This is a genomic window from Pseudonocardia yunnanensis (assembly GCF_039534065.1).
GTDB classification, from domain to species: Bacteria; Actinomycetota; Actinomycetes; order Mycobacteriales; family Pseudonocardiaceae; genus Pseudonocardia; species Pseudonocardia yunnanensis.
Window position 1 is genome coordinate 113,848 of sequence record NZ_BAAAUS010000023.1, and the last position, 16,248, is coordinate 130,095.

Sequence of the window (16,248 nt, forward strand, 5' to 3'; positions counted from 1 at the left end):
TGTCGGCAGGTGTCGTTCAGACGTTTACGACCGTCGCCGAGGGCGGGGCCGGGAAACCCCCGACGGCTTGTTCGAACGTGTGGGCCACCCGCAGCACGGTGGCGTCGTCGAAGTGCTTGCCGATGATCATCATCCCGGTCGGCAGACCGTTCACCAGTCCGGCGGGCACGCTGCACGCAGGGTGGCCCGAGACGTCCAGCGGACAGGTGTTGGTCACCGGCTCGAAGGCGCGGGCGATCACCTCCTCGCGCGGGGCGTCGGCGGCCGGGATGATCGATGCCTGCATCGGAGTGGTCGGCATGACCAGCACGTCGTAGCGGTCGAGCGCCTCGTCGTAGGCCGCCCGCAGGCGGGGCACCAGGTTGCGGGCCATGGCGTAGTACTCGGCGTGGTGGCGGTTGAGTGTGTAGCGGCCGGCGAGCAGCACGAGCTTGACGGTCTCGGAGAACCGGCTGCCGTCCTCGCGCCACTTGGTGCCGTAGAAGTTCATGAGCTCAGGGTCGTAGCGGCCGTGCTGGCCCAGGCCGTGACCGTTGCCGTCCACCATCTGCGCGGTGCTGCCCTCGACGAGGATGACGGTCCAGAGCTTCTTGCCGAGCAGGTGCCAGGGGATGGAAACGTCCTCGGCGGTGAGCCCCGCGTCGCGCAGGATCTCGACGGCGGCGCGGACGGCGTCGTCGACGGCAGGGGCGGAGTCGGAGTGGCCGAAGCCCTCGCTGACCACACCGATGCGCAGCCCGTCGGCCGGGCGGGCCAGCGCGCCCACGTAGTCCTCGACGGCGAGGTCGGCAGGTTGACGCGGGTCGTGGCCGTCCCGACCGGCCATGACACCGAGCAGCAGGGCGGCGTCGGCCACGGTGCGCGTCATCGGCCCGAGGTGGTCGACCGTGTGGTCGACGGGGAGCGCGCCGGTGTAAGGCACCAGGCCGTAGGTGGGCTTGTGGCCGACGATTCCGCTGAAGGATGCCGGGATGCGGATGGATCCGGCCTGGTCACCGCCGGTGGCGAAGTCGACGGCACCGGCTGCGACCAGAGCGGCGCTGCCGCTGGAGGTTCCGCCGGAGGAGCGGGTGGGGTCCCACGGGTTGCGCACCGGCCCGGTGCGCGACGTGTGCGAGCCGCCGGAGGTGCAGAGGTCCTCGCACACGGCCTTACCGGTGATCGTGGCGCCCGCGTCGAGCAGCCGGGAGACGATCGTGGCGTCGCGACGGGGGACGAAGCCCTCCATGATGGCGGAGCCGACCATCATCGGTACACCGGCCACGGCTGTGTTGTCCTTGATCGCCACGGTGCGTCCGGCGAGCGGGCCCTGGTTGCTTCCGGTCACGGTGCAGGTGACGTACCACGCGCCGAGCGGGTTGTCCGCGGGCTCCGGGCGGGTCCAGGCCCGCTGCGGAACAGCCGGCTGCATCTGGTTGTGCAACTCCTCGACCGCGTCCCAGGACCGGAGCACACCCTGCACCAGCGGAGCGAAGGACGCCACGTCGGCCTCGGAGAGCCCGAGGCCGTAGCTCTCGGCCACAGAGATGATGGCCGATACGTCGGGCGGTTGAAGGGACATCCAGGATCTCCTCACAGTCGGCCCTCGCGCCCGGCTCGCAGCACGTCGTCAGTGCTGGTAAGGCCGGGATGAAGTCCTCGGCGCTGATGGCGTGTCCGTCGGCCTGGCCGCCTTCGTGACGATGCCGAGACCTGTCCGATCGCCGCTGGTCCAGTTGACGAGCTTCACCGTGGGTCTCGTTCCGGCTGCCGCCCCAGGTAGTAGCCCAGGCGCGAACACCGCCACGCGTAGGTCGGGTGCGGCTTCCATCTGGTCGATCAGCTCCGGGAGCTCGGTGAGCATCTCCGGGTGACCAGGTCGCCTGGTCTCGGCGGTCACGGAGAAATGGCTCGACCGATTCACGGTTTCGTTTCCTCTTCCCTCTTCTGTGCCGCCATGCCTTCCGTCGCCCGTGGGGCGTCGTCAGCGACCGTCTTGTCAGGAAGGAAACGCGTTCTCGGCAGTAGCACAGGTGTAGACGGGCATTGGTGCCGTCCTGTCCTGTACGGTTGGAATTGTTAACTGTACGAGCTCGTACTATCGACGCTAGGCTTCTGTATTGGCTAGGGTCAACGGCCTGGGAGGATGGATTTCGTGTCTCAAGTCACGGGCGGCTGGGTGCCGACCGCGTCGCCGATACACCTCCTGCGAAGGGCCTTTCAACATGTGACGGCCTGTTGGACGGCCACGGTCTCCACGACCATGACCGCTCCACAGTTCGCGATTCTTGACGTCCTGATGACCTATGACGAAGACTTCGACCAATCGATGATCGGTCAGCGCCTGAGCTTGGACAGTTCAACCGGGAGCTACCTGATCAAACGTCTGGAGCGGGACAAACTCGTCGCCACGGTCGTCGACCCGGATAACCGTCGCCGCAAACTGATCACGATCACCGAGAAGGGGTTGACTGTGGTCCGGGGAACCATGGCCGACGCACGTGCCGCCGAAGACCTCATACTCGCCCGCCTGACCCCGAGCGAGCAGACGCAGCTGAAGCGCCTCCTGAAGCGGTTGGTTGGAATTGACGCTGACGACGAGATGACCTGCGACGGGCGTCCGGCGGCAAGCTCGGGAGAGTCGGCCTCGCCAGCGACCACAAGCATCAGGCAGTAACTGGTCTGCCTCCCCTCAGGAGGAAATGCCTCTCCGCAGGCGAGAAAACGCCCCCCATCGAGAAGGTCCGGTGCGGTCAACTGGGGTGACCCGGTTGGGCTCGGAAAGGCGCACATCCCGGCCCTCTGCAAGCGGAGGAACCACATCGGCACGGGGAGGATCTCCGGTTGAGTCCCATTTCTGATGCCTCGAACATCGATCCCGAGGCGATCGACGCCCTGCTCCGCAAGCCTGTCGAGGCCGGGACGGTGCCCAGTCTGGTCGCGATCGCGGCCGACCGGAGCGGTGTGATCTACGAGGGAGCGGTCGGCTCCCGGGTTCCAGGTGCTCAGGAGCCGGTGTCGGCCGACACCGGCTACCGGATGCAGTCGATGACGAAGATCGTGACGACGGTCGCCGCGTTGCAGCTGGTGGAGCGGGGGATACTCGATCTGGATGCGCCCGTCGACACCTATCGGCCGGAGTTCGCCGAGGTCCAGGTATTGGACGGCTTCGACGGCGACATCCCTCGGCTGCGTCGGCCGGCGAGCCGGGTTACGGTGCGGCAGCTGGTCACGCACACGAGCGGGTTGGTCTACTCGTTCTTCAACGCCGACATCGACCGCTGGGAGAAGCTGACCGGCACCCCGAGCGTCGTCTCCGGCAAGGAGATCATCTTCACCGCGCCACTGGCGACCGACCCAGGCACGAGGTTCGAGTACGGGATCAGCACCGACTGGCTCGGCCGGGTCATCGAGGCGGTGTCCGGGGTGACGCTCGACGTGGCGTTCGATCGGGGGATCACCGGCCCTCTCGGGATGCACGACACCACGTTCACCCCGACGGATGCGCAGCGGATGAACCTGTCGGCGCTCCACGCCAGGGGGGAGAGCGGTGAATGGGTGGAGATCGACGACCCGTTCTCCGCTTCTCCGGAATTCTGGGGCGGAGGGTACGGGCTGCACTCGACGCCGCGTGACTTCCTGAAGCTCCAGCGGGTGTTGCTGGGCGACGGCACGTTCGAAGGCACGCCGATCCTGAAGCCCGCCACTGTGGAGGCGGCATTCTCCAACCAGATCGGTGATCTCGAGATTCCGGCGTCGATCCCCACGGCGGACCCCCGGTTGAGCTGCGACTTCACCGTCGGTCCCGGCCTGAAGTGGGGCTACGGGCTGATGCTGAACACCACTGACGCCCCCGGGATGCGCCGGGCCGGCTGTGGCGCGTGGGCCGGGTTGATGAACACCTACTACTGGATCGACCGCGCCGCCGGCATCACCGGCGCGATCTACAGCCAGTTCCTGCCTTTCGCCGCCCCGGAAATGCTGGCCGTCAACGTCGAGTTCGAGAAGGCTCTCTACGCCGGCCTGTGATCCGCCGAGCGCAACGAGGAATACTCGGCCGACGCTCATGAGATTTCAGGAATTGGCTTGTTCGCCAGGAGGTGGAATGACCAGAAATGACCGTATGACTCAGGGCAATGCTGAAGGGATGCAGATCGACGAAACCGTAGCCGGGCTGCTGCAGGAGCGCATCATCGCCGACGCCGGCGGTGCGATGGCCATCCCCTTGGCACTGCTGGGTGACCGGCTCGGTCTGTTCGACGCGCTCGCCGGCGGCGGGCCGGCCACAGCCTCAGAACTCGCCGAGCGCACCGGGCTGGCCGAGCGCTATGTGCGGGAATGGCTCCTGGTCATGGCTGCCTCCAGATACATCACCTACCAGAACGACCCCGAACGGACGTCCGCGTCCACCGCCATGTATTACCTTACGCCCGAGCAGGCGGCTTTCTTCACCGACACCGAGAGCCCCTACTACATGGTGGGCGCCTTCCAGACCTTTTCGTCGGCGCCGCGGACATTCGACAGACTCGTCGAGGCGTTCCGCACGGGCGACGGGATCGGCTGGCACGAGCACGACGACGACACCTACATCGGCAATGAGCGGTTCTTCCGGCCGGCGTACAAGGCCCACCTGGTCCGCTCGTGGATCCCGGCGCTGAACGGCCTGCACCAGCGGTTGATCGACGGAGTGCGTGCCGCGGACGTCGGATGCGGCCTCGGCGCCTCCACGATCATCCTGGCGCAGGCCTATCCCGCCACCGAGTGGACCGGCATCGACTCCCACCCCCGCTCGATCGAGCTGGCCCGCTCACGCGCGGCCGACGCGGGAGTCTCCGACCGCATCGACTTCCAGCAGGCCAGCGCCGCCGAGCTGAGCGGGCCCTACGACTTCGTCGCCTTCCTGGACTGCCTCCACGACATGCCGGACCCCCTGGGCGCGCTGCACGCAGCCCGTGCCGCGATGTTCAGTGACGGATACGTGATGCTGGTCGAGCCCAAGAGCTCGGATGACATCACCGATGGGCTCCATCCGCTCGGACGGATGATGGCCGCCGCATCGGTGTTCGTCTGCCTGCCCAGCGGCCTGTCCGCAGCGCCGGCCACCGGCCTGGGCAACCAGGCCGGCCCGACCAGAACACTGCAGCTCGCGCACGAAGCCGGATTCAGCACCGCGCGGATCGCCCTCTCGACGCCGTTCAACCTCGTCTACGAGCTGCGGCCCTGACCCACCTGCCGCCGCGGTGCGGGGACGCGCACTGGTCAGCTCGCCGCCTCGATCGGCTGGTCGGGGCGGCGCAGGGCCTCGGGGCGGTGGTCCCGCAGATAGGCCGTTCCGCTCGCGACACCCCAGAAGTAGACGCCCAGCGACACCACCGCGACGATCAACGAGTCCCACGGCGCCGGGATCAGCCCCGACCCCTCGAAGCTGCCCAGCGCGGACATCAGGTACAGGAACGCCAAGTGGACGATCAACCACACGCCGCCGGACAGCTCGCTGACACCCTGGTTCTGCCGCACCCAGGTCACCGCGAACCAGATCAGCCCGGCCACCACGATCGGGATGGTCTTGGTCAGGTCCGGCCAGCCGACCCAGTAGATCACCAGGGCGCTGATGACAAAGGCCAGCGGCGCGATCACCGCCATGCCCGGGAGCCGGTTCGCCGGCCCGGTCACACCGGTCTTGCGGAAGGCGAGCAGGCTGATCGAGCCGACAGAGAAGGTGAACGCCACGAGGCTTGCGGTCACCGACACGATCTCGTGCCAGCTCGGCAGCGGCAACAGGAACAAGATGCCTACCAGGAAGTTCGTGATCAATCCTCGGGTCGGCACACCCCATCGGCCGTTCACGGTGCGCAGCCACGCGGGGAAGAACCGGTTCTTGGCCAGCCCGTAGGCGTTTCGCGCATTGGACGCGGTCCAGGCGATGGCCGCTCCCGACGGCGAGATCATCGAGTCGGCGATGAGGGTCCAGTACAGCCAGCTCAGCCCCAGCAGCATGGCCAACTGTGCGAACGGTGAGTCGAAGTCCACCCCGTGCCAGCCGCCGGCGAGCATGCTGCTCGGCACCGCACCGAGGAACGCCACCTGGAGCCCGAGGTAGAGCACGATGGTGACCAGCAACGTGGTGACCAGCGCCGCCGGAATGTGCTTGCGCGGATGGCGAACCTCACCGGAGAGCTCGACGATGTTGCGGAACCCGGTGTAGGCGAACACCATGCCGGCAGAGGCGATGGTGCCCAGCGCTGCCCCGTAGCCGTAGGGGGCGAACCCACCGTGCTGGCTGATGTTGCCGCTGTCGAATCCGGAGGCGATCAACAGCACCACGGTCACGGTGGGAATCAGCACCTTGACCGCGGTGACCACGTTGTTCGTCTTGGCGAACAGGTGCACGCCGAAGTAGTTGATGCCGACGAAGACGGCCATCAGCACGATGGCCAGCAGAATTCCCAGCCCGGTCAGCTGGTCGCCCTGGTAGATGCCGGGCAGATAGGAACTGGCGTATTGCAGCGCTCCGGCCGCCTCGGTGGGCGGGTTGCCCAGGTAACACACCCACATGCTCCAGCCGACGATGCCGGCGGCGAACCGGCCATTGGAGTACAGCGGGTAGCGAACCAACCCCCCGGACTCCGGATGGGCGATGGCCAGCTCAGCGAACACCAGCGCGACGGTCAACATCAACACCCTGCCGATCACCCATGCGATCAACGAGGCCGGCCCGGCGGACTGTGCGGCGTACATCGCCGAGAACAACCACCCGGAACCGATCACACTGCCTAGCCCGGTGGCCAACAACGACCAGAAGCCAAGCGTTCTACGGAACTTTGCGTCTTCGTTCAGTGTGGGTTCCAGGGCCACCGTCATGATCTCAGCTTGGGTGCAGCTAACCGATCGTGCAGACGGGGCCGCCACAAATCATATGATTGGTCCGGCAATGTGCTGCTGAGCGCGGTTGACCCAGTTCTGTTTCATGTGCTTCGTCTGGTCCGGCCGGGCACACTGGGGGCTGGACTGCTCAGCGTGGAGGCATCTCCTGCGTCAGGGTTGCGGGACCGGATCCGTAGTGGCGGTGCTGGCGCCGCCAGCCGGCCGGCGTCGTCCCGTACTGCCGCCGGAACCCCCGCTCGAACGTCCTGCGGTCGACGAACCCCACCGCATCCGCAATGTCCGACGTCCCGAGCCGGGCGTACTTCGGGTCGGACAGCATGATCTGTGCCGCGAGCAGCCGCTGTTCGCGAAGGTACGCACCGGGTGTGGTCCCGATCCGTTCGAACAGGGTGTACATCCGGCTGACCGAGACGTGGTGGCGCCGCGCCAGCTCCTCGACCCGCAGGTGCGGATCGGCCAGGTGTTCGCAGACGTGCGACCGCATCATCTCGAGCAACACGTCATCAGGGCCGTCCCCGCCCGGCACAGAGGGTGTGACGTCTCGCAGTACCATCGCGAGCAGGTCGATCGTGGCCTGCCCGGCGTCCAGCCGCTGCCTCTCGGTGAGCTCGTCGGCAATCTCGAACAGCCGGCCGAGGTAGCCGGATAACATTTGCATGGCCGGGGCTGCAGGGTCCACGCTGCGCGCACACGCCTCGGTGATCTCGGTGGTCCGGAGTGGGAGCAACTCGCGGGAGAAACGCAAGCTCATGCGCTGGGTCTCGGCTGACGAGATCCGCTCGTAGCGGCTACGCGCCTCGGTGAGCACTCCCGTACCGCCCGCCAGCTCGACGTATCGGTTGTGTTGGCCGACGCGGCCCCGGCCGTCGGTGTATATGCAGAAGAGCATCAGGTTGTCGACCGACGCTCTCGCTGCCATCCGGTTGGTTCGGACCGCGGACATCTGCCCCGAATGCGACCGAGAGAGAGTCAGTGTCTTGCCCAGCCCCTGAATCGCCGCCCGCCCGCGGAAGTCCTGACCCGTCCTGACGATCACCGGAAGGAAGAACTCGGGAGCGAGGTGTTCCAACTCCTCACCGGAGTACTCGAGGATCCGCACGGCCCGAGGCTAGCTCCGGTCATCGTGATGCTGAGCAGGCATCGCTGCACACGTTGAGGGCCCTGGCCTGGTCGCCTGTCTGCACGGCATATGAGGGCTCAGGCAGACCCGAACCGGGTTGGGGGCCGATCACCGAGCGCGTCGCCGCTTGATCCCCGGCCCGGGGGTGGTCACGCGGGCGCCCCGCACGACTGCTTTCCTCTGAGGAAAACAGTGTGCTACTTTCCTCGAAGGAAAGCAGTCCAACGATCAAGGATGGGGCCGATGCACCCTCACGATGCCCAGTCGTCGCTCGATGACATCCGGCGCCTCCAGGACAGGACTCGGCAGCAGGTCGTCCGCCAGAGCTTCGCCCGCTCCTATGTCCTGCTCGCAGCGTTGGGACTTCTTGTCGGGCTGGCCTCCATCGATCTCCAGAACCCTTGGCGCACTGCCGCGTTCCTGCTCGGGTTCGGACTCTTCGTCGGAGTGGGGATCGTGCACGAACACCGGGCCCTCGTGCAGCGAAAGCCGACCGGCCTGGAGTGGCTGTTCTGGGTGGGATTGTCGGGTGGGATCATGCTGCTGTTCGGCATCTTCCGGATCGTCGGCTGGGCGGTGTTCGGTCTTCAGTCGCAGGGGCTGCTGTCGCAGGGCGCCGTCGCCGCCGCCGCCACGGCTGTCACCTATGTCGCCATAACGCCCCTGATCCGCCGGGCCTTCACGGTGATCGTGCTGCGCGACGGCGGACGCGCCTGATGGACCCCCGCTTCGACGAGTTCCTGCATGTCCCGGCGCGGTTGTCGATCGTCGCCCTGCTGGCACCGGCCGCCTGGGTGGACTTCGGTTTCCTGAGGGACACGATCGGGACCAGCGATTCGGCGCTGTCGAAGCATGTCTCAGCATTGGCCGAGGCCGGATATGTCACGGTTCGCAAGGACCAGCAAAGCCGCGCGCGACGCACCTCCGTGCAGCTCACCCCGCAAGGTCGGCACGCCTTTCAGCAGCATGCGGCTGCGCTGGAGCACATCGTCGCGGCCGCCCATGCCGCTCATGGAGCCACCGAGGCCGGCCGTCCGAGCTAGCGCCGGTCACTTCGTCGTAGAGCGTGATCGCTGGTAGCTCTCACCCTGGCCGGCGTCCGCGACAGTCAGGTGAGAATCCGGTGGGCCAGCCACTGGAGCGGTGATGATCGCGGTTCTCCTGGCGAGCGCCCTCATGATCGGGGGTTTGCTCGCGGTCCAGGCCTCGGCGAACCTCCAGCTCACGAAGGCGGTCGGCACGCCCTACGGCGCTGCCACGCTCCAGTTGTGGGTGGCGGCCGGGCTGCTCGGGGCTCTCGCCGTCGCGACCGGGACGTTCGTCGCCCTGACGCGCCTCGGCGACGTGCCCTCGTGGTACCTGCTCGGTGGGCTCGCTTCGCCGCTGTACATCACCAGCGGCATCCTGCTGTTCCCCCGGATCGGGGCCCTTGCCGCCGGCGGGCTCTTCGTCACCGGTCAGATGCTCGCGTCGATCGCGCTGGACGGCTTCGGCCTGTTCGGGATCGCACGGCAGACGCTGGACGCCGGGACCCTGGTGGGATCCGTCGCCGTGCTGGCCGGTATCACCGCGATCGTCCGTGGCCGGCGTGTGAAGATCCCGGCTGCCATCGGACCCGGACGTCCTGCCGACGCGCGACCGCCACTCGCGCACGCGGGTGTCACGCCTGGCTGGCTCCTGCTCGGGCTGCTCGCCGGGGCTGCGCTGCCGATCCAAGGTGCGGTCAACGCACGCCTGCGGACCGTCGTCGTCGAGCCGGTCGCAGTGGCGCTGGTCAGCTTCCTCGTCGCGGCGCTGACGATCACGATCGTGTTCGCGGTGCTGCGGGCGACCGACCGCACGCCCACGCCACAGCTCGCCCGGCTGGGCGGTATGCCCTGGTGGGGATGGTTGGGCGGGGCTCTGCGCCGTGGGGTACGTGACCGGCACCTTCATGCTGCTGCCCCAGATCGGCGCAGCCGTCACGGTGGCGCTCACCGTGACGGGCCAGCAGCTCGCGTCCGCCCTCATCGATACGCGCGGGCTGTTTCGGCTGCCGCAGCGGACCTTCACCGCGGCCCGCGGGGTCGGGTTGCTCCTACTCGTGGCCGGGTCCTTGCTCATCCAGTTGTTCTGAGGGGCTCTACCTGGCGATTACTCCCATGAGGACGAAACGAGGAGATCGTGGTGACGCTCATCGGCAACCTACGTGTGGCCCGGCCCACACGTAGCGGACGGGTCATGATCGGCTGTTGCCCTCCTGGAGGTTCTGCATCCATGACAGATGATCTCTGGTCCAAGCCTGATGGAGGGCGCACCTACAACGGGGCTGCCTCGCCCTGGCCCTTGTCGGAGATCCCATCCCCTCAGGGTGGTCCCACGCTCCCCTGGTATCGGTCCAGAATCAGGGAAGAAGATAGCGAGCGTGCACGGCGAGATGCTCGTTTCGTGACCATCGGCGCCCTGGGTGGCTTGGCGCTCGGAGCGCTCACGGCGACTGTCCTGGCGGTAACCGTCCCGGAAGCGATGGGACGCCCGTGGATCGAGATGTTGGTGGTTCTCACCGGTGTAATCGCCGGGATCCTCATCGGGCTGATGCCAGGTCTCCGGTTTCACGCCGGCAAACTCAAGTAGCTCCGACCGGAACTTGATCAAGCCGCCGGATGGACACCCATCCAGCGGCTCGATCCGTTGTGAACGTTGTCTTCTTCGAGGAAACCAGCGTCCCTCGGCGCCGGTCCGACGTGGTCGGGTGAAGTGATGAGATACCCCTCGAACCCCACCTACCGTCCGGCCACGCCCTCCCCCGAAGTCACACCCGGCCTGTGCACGCATACGTTTCTACGGTGGAAGCTTCATCCGGCAGCGGTGTATCTCAGGCCGGTACGGGCATCTGACCGATCCAATATCGACTTTCGCGCACTCCCATCCATCTTTTGACTTTCTGAATGTTTTCGTCACCTCGAGGTCGGCAGCACGGTAGGGCGTGCCTGTCCGATAGTGGATGTGCTCGCAGAACACAGGGCGAGCTAGCATTTCGGGGTCGAATGTCAAGCGATAACCCATTGCTTGCGAGATCAGGACGGCCTGCTCGTCCGTCTCAAAGGCCAATGTCAGCTGGGGGGCTGCGCCGACCTCCCACTGCCGCACCACCCCTGAACGCCACTACGCAGCCAAGCCCGAGCTCCGCAGACTCGATCACCTATCGAATGCTGGGTGACGTGGCACTAGCTGCTGGTTCCGAACTCCGCTCGAATCGCCTCGCCGTGCTGGTCCAGGCTCGGCACAGCCCCGACCGGCGCTGCGGGGACGGACCACAGCGCGGGCGGTGCGGGAACGAGGGCGGTGCCACCTGGCGTCGTGACGACGAGATTGCGCAGTTGGGGGTGCTCGGCGAGACCGCGGACGTCGTTCACCCTGGCACAAGCGATGCCGGCTTTGCGGAGCGCGCCGGTGGCCGTGTCGAGATCGACCGAGCTGGTGTACTGGCTCACCAGCTGGTCCACGGCTTCCCGGTTCTCCACCCGAGCGACGTTCGTCGCGTAGTCGGGGTTGTCAGCGAGGTCGGGTGAGCTGAGTACGACCGACGCGAGGCGTCGCCATTCGGCGTCGTTCTGCAGCCCGACCATGACCAACCCACCGTCAGCGCACGGGTAGGCGCCGTACGGCGCGATCAGCGGATGCGACAGGCCGAGTCGCGGCCAGATCTGGCGGCCCGAGTGTTGGTGGTGCAGCAGCGGCACCGCCATCCACTCGGCCATTGCCGCGAACAGCGACACGTGGATCCCTGAGCCTTCGCCGGTCTGCACGCGGAGGAGGAGCGCTTCGAGGATCGCAGCGTGCGCCGAGAGCCCGGCGGCGATGTCGCAGGCCGACACTCCGATTCGCCCCGGGGCATCCGGGGTTCCGGTGACCGAGGCGACACCACTCTCTGCCTGGATCAGCAGGTCGTAGGCCTTGTCGTCGCGGAGCGGACCGTCGCGCCCGTAGCCGCTGATGTCACAGGTGATCAGGTGTGGGTTTCGTGCACGCAGTGTTGCGCTGCTCAGGCCGAGCCGGTCGACGGCCCCCGGGGCGAGGTTCTGGATGAACACGTCGGCCTGATCGATGATCCTGAGCAGGATCTCCAAGTCCCCGGGCGCCTTCAGGTCGAGCGCGACGGACTCCTTGCCGCGGTTGGCCCAGACGAAATACGTGCTGTCACCGTGGACGAGCGAGTCGTACCCGCGGGCGAAGTCGCCCCCGTCGGGTCGCTCGACCTTGATGACCCTGGCTCCTGAGTCGGCGAGTCGGCAACTCGCCAACGGCGCCGCCAGCGCCTGCTCGAGACAGACGACCAGAGTTTCGGAAAGAGTGTTGGGCATCGCGTCCCCCCCATCGCGTCGGATCGACAGTACTACTAGGTAGGATCCCAGGTAAGCGTGCTTGTAATCACGCATTGCCGGTCGTTGCGGCTGCTCCAGATACCGAGTGGTATGTCAGTGCAGCGAGGCATCCCGGGTCCCGCCCGCCAAAGGACGGCCGCGCCGCGATGCACCCCGGACGAAGGGAGCAACGTCATGACAGAGGTTGGACAAGCCGACGGACCAGATGTGCTGGTGGAGCGCAGTGGAGCGGTCGCGATCATCACCCTCAACCGGCCGGAGCAACGGAACGCTCTCGACTCCGCTTCATCACTGGCGCTGACGTACGCGCTGCGCGAGTTCGAGCAGGACCCGGATGCGCATGTCGGCGTTCTAGCGGGCGGTGGGGGCCACTTCTGCGCCGGCGCGGATCTCAAAGCTGTCGCGAACGGTGAGATCTTCGATCCATGGGGGGCCGGGGAGAACGGCCCATGCCGCGACCAGCTGAGCAAGCCACTGATCGCGGCCGTCGAGGGGCATGCGTGCGGGGGTGGCCTCGGCCTCGCTCTTCGGTGTGACTTGCGGGTCGCTGCGACGTCGTCGCGTTTTGCGGTGCTGTCGCGTCGCTGGGGTGTCCCCGTGAGCGACGGAACCGCCGTGCGCCTTCCGAAGCTCGTCGGGATGGGACGCGCTCTCGATCTCCTCCTGACCGCCCGCGAAGTGCCGGGCCCGGAAGCTGTGGCGATCGGGTTGGCCGACCGGGTCGTCGACGACGGACGCGCGCTCGAGGAAGCCGTCGCGCTCGCCGAGCGGATCGCGGTCTTCCCGCAGGCCGCGATGCTCGCCGATCGGAAGTCGACGTACGAGGCCTTCTCGTTGCCGACTGCTCAGGGGCTGATGCGAGAGGCAGAGATCTCCCGTGCGGCCCGGCTGGACTCGCCGGCGGGGGCAACGCGATTCGCCAACGGCGCTGGGCGGCACGGAGTGCTGGGCGAGTGATGGTCTCCGAGAAGTCGGCGCAACGACCGCCGGACCGGCTCGCAATGTTGACCGCCATCGGCATCGGAAATGCCATCGAATGGTACGACTGGAACATCTACGCAATATTCTCTGTATTCTTCGCCGCACGGTTCTTCACCAGCGGAGATGCCAGTAGCGAACTACTCAGCACACTCGCTGTCTTCGCGGTGGGGTTCGTCGCACGTCCCTTCGGGGGCCTGCTCTTCGGATGGCTGGCCGACCGGACCGGACGGCAGCCCGCCATGACGTTGACAGTGGTCACCGCCGCAGCAGGAAGCCTGATCATCGGTGGCACGCCGTCAGCGGCCACGATCGGCATCGCAGCACCGATCGTGCTGCTGGTCGCCCGGCTCCTCCAAGGGCTCGCGCAGGGCGGTGAACTTCCCGCAGCACAGACCTATCTCGCCGAGGTCGCACCGCCGGCCCGGCGGGGCCTGTGGTCGAGCCTCATCTACTTCTCCGGCTCCCTGGGCACACTGCTCGGCACGGCCCTCGGCGGGCTCCTCACCGCCGTGCTGAGCGCCGACGACATGAGGTCGTTCGGGTGGCGGATTCCGTTCCTGCTGGGGGGCGTTCTCGGATTGTTCGGGGCCGTGATGCGACGACGGATGACCGAAACGGCCGTCTTTCGGCGCAATCGGGCGTCCGCGCCGTCGATCTCACTGCGGCGGCAGTTCGCCGGCAACCCGAAGGCCGTGCTGCGTGTAATTGGTTTCACCGCAGGAGGGACGGTCGTCTACTACGCGTGGGCGGTCGCCACAGCCCCGGTCGCCATTCAGCAACGCGGCACCGATCCGGCGGGAGCACTCTGGGCCGCGTCGGGCGCCACCGCGCTCTATATCGTCGTCCTCCCGTTCTGGGGTGCCCTATCCGACCGCGTCGGTCGCAAGCCGATCCTGCTGGGCAGCGCGGTGCTGTCCGCGGTGCTGTTCTTTCCGTTGCAGGCGTTGATCCAGGGAAGGACGTGGCAGCTGTTCGTGGCGATGGGCATCGCGCTCCTGCTGGTCGCCGGTGCCTCCGCCATCGGGCCGGCCTATTTCGCGGAGCTGTTTCCCACCGGCATCCGCGCCGTCGGGCTGGGCGTGCCCTACTCGTTGACCGTCGCGCTGTTCGGGGGAACTGCGCCGTACCTGGAGACCTACCTCGAGCAGCACCACAACGGTGCGGCCTTCTCGGGGTGGGTGATCGCGCTGCTCGCGATCTCGGTCATCACGATCGCGCTGACACCGGAGACACGGGATCGGGACCTCACCGTCGACGAGTCGGTCGGGCGGGGCGCGCGGGCCGAGTGCATGCGAGGGTGAGGACGAGCCGGGGGCGCGGTCGCGCGGGAGATGGACGCCGAGGTTCGGCGGCGCGGCTTGGTAGCGTCCGGGACATGTCGAAGCCGCCACCCGACGGACCCACGCGAGTGGCACAGACCGACGGCGCCGATTCGACGGCCTCCCAGCAGACCCAGCGACGGGCGGAGATCCTCGACGCGGCTGCGCGGGTCTTCACGGAGTTGGGCTTCGCAGCGGCGTCGGTCGATGCGATCAGCCGGGACCTCGGCGCTACGAAGGGCTTGATCTACCACCACTTCTCGAGCAAGTCGGAACTCTTCGTCGCCGTGAACCGCACGGCCATGGAGATGCTGCGCGCCGCTCTGCTGCGCCCGGGCCTGGAGGAGTTGGCACCCCCCGACAAACTCTTCTCGATGGCGATGGCCCACGCGCTGCTCATGATGGAGCAACTGCCGTATCTCCGCGTCGCAGGCCAGGGGTTCGAGTCTGTCCTGTCGGGCCGTACGACGGCCGTCGAGCGTGCCACCCTCGCTGAGGTCATCACGCTGCGCGACAGCAATGAAGCGATCTACATCGACGTCCTCAGCGAAGGCCTCGCGGACGGATCGTTCCGGAACATCGCGCCGAGGCAAGCCGTCAAACCGCTGCTCGGCGCACTGAACTGGACCTCACGCTGGTACACGCCACGGCCCGGTGAGACCCGTGCCGATCGTGAGGCACTGGCCCGTCAGATCGCCACCTTCGTCGTGCGGGGAGTCGTTCAGATCGGTAGCTTCTGGGCTCCTAGCTGACTTCGACCAAGCGTTGCCCTCGGGGGGTATACCCGCACCCGACCGTATCGTCAGAATGCCGAGGCATGAGTTACGACCGGTATCAAGGTCCGCCGGGGCCGCCGCCTCGCCGTGGTCCCGCGGCGGCTCGCCGACCGGATCAACCGTATCCAGGCGAGGCGCGCGGCCGTCGCCCGCAACCGCCGCCCGACCCTGGCGCGTACCAGCAGTCCGCGCGGGGGCTCGGTGGATATCCGCCGCGGCCGCACGGCCCTGGCGGATACGTGCAGCCGCCAGGTCCCACCGAACCGCCGACGACACCGGTTCGTCAGTCGAGCCCGCCCACGAGGTACTACGAGCAACCTGCTCCGGTGCCGTATGAGCAGGATCCCGACCCGTACCAGCGCGAGCGGCCGCCAGCGCGGTATCAGGTTCCGGCTGAGCCGTACGAACCGGAGCCGAGTTCGCGTGACTACCCCGGCCAGGCGTATCGGCAGCCCGAGGAATCTCCGCTGGAGTACCAGCGTGAGCGCGATCGCCGTGCCGACCGGACCGCTGTCATCGCCAACACCATCCGGGTGGCCACGGCTCTCATCGCACTCGTTTTCGTCCTGCACATCGTGTTCACGTTGTTCGGTGCCAATCCGAACAGCGGCTTCGTTGCTTTCGTCTACGGTACGGCAAGGATATTCGTGTTCGGCTTCGGAGATGTCTTCACTCCGGGCGATGCCACGATAGGCCTCATCGTCAACTACGGACTGGCAGCGATCGTCTACCTGGTGGTTGGCCGGGTCATCCACCGAACACTTCGGCAACGCTGAGCGCTCTGTCTGCGAGACCGATCGTCGGGCTGCGTCTCTGACACTGGA

The 16,248-nt window shown here is 67.1% G+C and carries 16 protein-coding genes; 11 read left to right on the forward strand and 5 right to left on the reverse strand.

All coding sequences use genetic code 11. The features are described from left to right. Positions 1-16: 16 nt before the first annotated feature. Positions 17-1,561: an amidase gene (locus ABD743_RS20285; RefSeq protein ID WP_344723698.1), complete on the reverse strand. Its 1,545-nt coding sequence runs from the start codon at positions 1,559-1,561 to the stop codon at positions 17-19. A gap of 48 nt (positions 1,562-1,609) precedes the next feature. Next, complete coding sequence (locus ABD743_RS20290; protein ID WP_344723699.1) at positions 1,610-1,903, reverse strand: hypothetical protein; 294 nt, start codon at positions 1,901-1,903, stop codon at positions 1,610-1,612. Positions 1,904-2,242: 339 nt separating this feature from the next. Between ABD743_RS20290 and ABD743_RS20295 the strand changes: the two genes are divergently transcribed. The 3 genes from ABD743_RS20295 (at position 2,243) to ABD743_RS20305 (ending at position 5,203) form a co-directional block, all read left to right on the forward strand. Beyond that, positions 2,243-2,656 (forward strand): MarR family winged helix-turn-helix transcriptional regulator, encoded by a 414-nt coding sequence (locus ABD743_RS20295; RefSeq protein WP_344723700.1) that lies wholly within the window; start codon positions 2,243-2,245, stop codon positions 2,654-2,656. A gap of 167 nt (positions 2,657-2,823) precedes the next feature. Continuing rightward, positions 2,824-4,008, forward strand: coding sequence for a serine hydrolase domain-containing protein (locus ABD743_RS20300; protein WP_344723701.1), 1,185 nt, complete (start codon positions 2,824-2,826; stop codon positions 4,006-4,008). A gap of 118 nt (positions 4,009-4,126) precedes the next feature. After that, positions 4,127-5,203 carry a class I SAM-dependent methyltransferase gene (locus ABD743_RS20305; RefSeq protein ID WP_344723702.1) on the forward strand — a complete coding sequence of 359 codons (1,077 nt, stop codon included), beginning with the start codon at positions 4,127-4,129 and terminating at the stop codon, positions 5,201-5,203. A gap of 35 nt (positions 5,204-5,238) precedes the next feature. Here ABD743_RS20305 and ABD743_RS20310 read toward each other — a convergent pair whose 3' ends face one another. Both ABD743_RS20310 and ABD743_RS20315 read right to left on the reverse strand, forming a co-directional pair. Next, positions 5,239-6,840 carry an APC family permease gene (locus ABD743_RS20310; RefSeq protein ID WP_344723703.1) on the reverse strand — a complete coding sequence of 534 codons (1,602 nt, stop codon included), beginning with the start codon at positions 6,838-6,840 and terminating at the stop codon, positions 5,239-5,241. 151 nt (positions 6,841-6,991) lie between these two features. Then, complete coding sequence (locus tag ABD743_RS20315; protein WP_344723704.1) at positions 6,992-7,963, reverse strand: helix-turn-helix domain-containing protein; 972 nt, start codon at positions 7,961-7,963, stop codon at positions 6,992-6,994. Positions 7,964-8,227: 264 nt separating this feature from the next. On the opposite strand from ABD743_RS20315, the gene ABD743_RS20320 reads away from it, so the two are divergent. The 4 genes from ABD743_RS20320 (at position 8,228) to ABD743_RS20340 (ending at position 10,597) form a co-directional block, all read left to right on the forward strand. After that, complete coding sequence (locus ABD743_RS20320; protein ID WP_344723705.1) at positions 8,228-8,701, forward strand: hypothetical protein; 474 nt, start codon at positions 8,228-8,230, stop codon at positions 8,699-8,701. Further along, entirely contained in the window at positions 8,701-9,027 is a 327-nt protein-coding gene (locus ABD743_RS20325) for a winged helix-turn-helix domain-containing protein (RefSeq protein ID WP_344723706.1), read from the forward strand. Before ABD743_RS20320 ends, ABD743_RS20325 begins: the two co-directional genes overlap by 1 nt. Before the next feature lie 103 nt (positions 9,028-9,130). Then, positions 9,131-10,129: a DMT family transporter gene (locus tag ABD743_RS20330; RefSeq protein WP_425566953.1), complete on the forward strand. Its 999-nt coding sequence runs from the start codon at positions 9,131-9,133 to the stop codon at positions 10,127-10,129. Between the two features lie 282 nt (positions 10,130-10,411). Continuing rightward, positions 10,412-10,597, forward strand: a complete 186-nt coding sequence (locus ABD743_RS20340; protein ID WP_344723707.1) for a hypothetical protein — start codon at positions 10,412-10,414, stop codon at positions 10,595-10,597. A 593-nt stretch (positions 10,598-11,190) separates the two neighbouring features. Here the strand turns inward: ABD743_RS20340 and ABD743_RS20345 are convergent. After that, positions 11,191-12,402, reverse strand: a complete 1,212-nt coding sequence (locus tag ABD743_RS20345) for a CaiB/BaiF CoA transferase family protein (protein WP_344723708.1) — start codon at positions 12,400-12,402, stop codon at positions 11,191-11,193. Positions 12,403-12,522: 120 nt separating this feature from the next. On the opposite strand from ABD743_RS20345, the gene ABD743_RS20350 reads away from it, so the two are divergent. From ABD743_RS20350 to ABD743_RS20365, 4 genes are all read left to right on the forward strand, one after another. Continuing rightward, on the forward strand, positions 12,523-13,305 hold the full coding sequence (locus ABD743_RS20350; RefSeq protein ID WP_344723709.1) for a crotonase/enoyl-CoA hydratase family protein: 783 nt from the start codon (positions 12,523-12,525) through the stop codon (positions 13,303-13,305). After that, complete coding sequence (locus ABD743_RS20355; protein WP_344723710.1) at positions 13,305-14,630, forward strand: MFS transporter; 1,326 nt, start codon at positions 13,305-13,307, stop codon at positions 14,628-14,630. Before ABD743_RS20350 ends, ABD743_RS20355 begins: the two co-directional genes overlap by 1 nt. Before the next feature lie 74 nt (positions 14,631-14,704). Continuing rightward, positions 14,705-15,400, forward strand: coding sequence for a TetR/AcrR family transcriptional regulator (locus ABD743_RS20360; protein WP_344723711.1), 696 nt, complete (start codon positions 14,705-14,707; stop codon positions 15,398-15,400). Between the two features lie 350 nt (positions 15,401-15,750). Then, positions 15,751-16,200, forward strand: coding sequence for a hypothetical protein (locus tag ABD743_RS20365; RefSeq protein ID WP_344723712.1), 450 nt, complete (start codon positions 15,751-15,753; stop codon positions 16,198-16,200). Positions 16,201-16,248 lie beyond the last annotated feature (48 nt).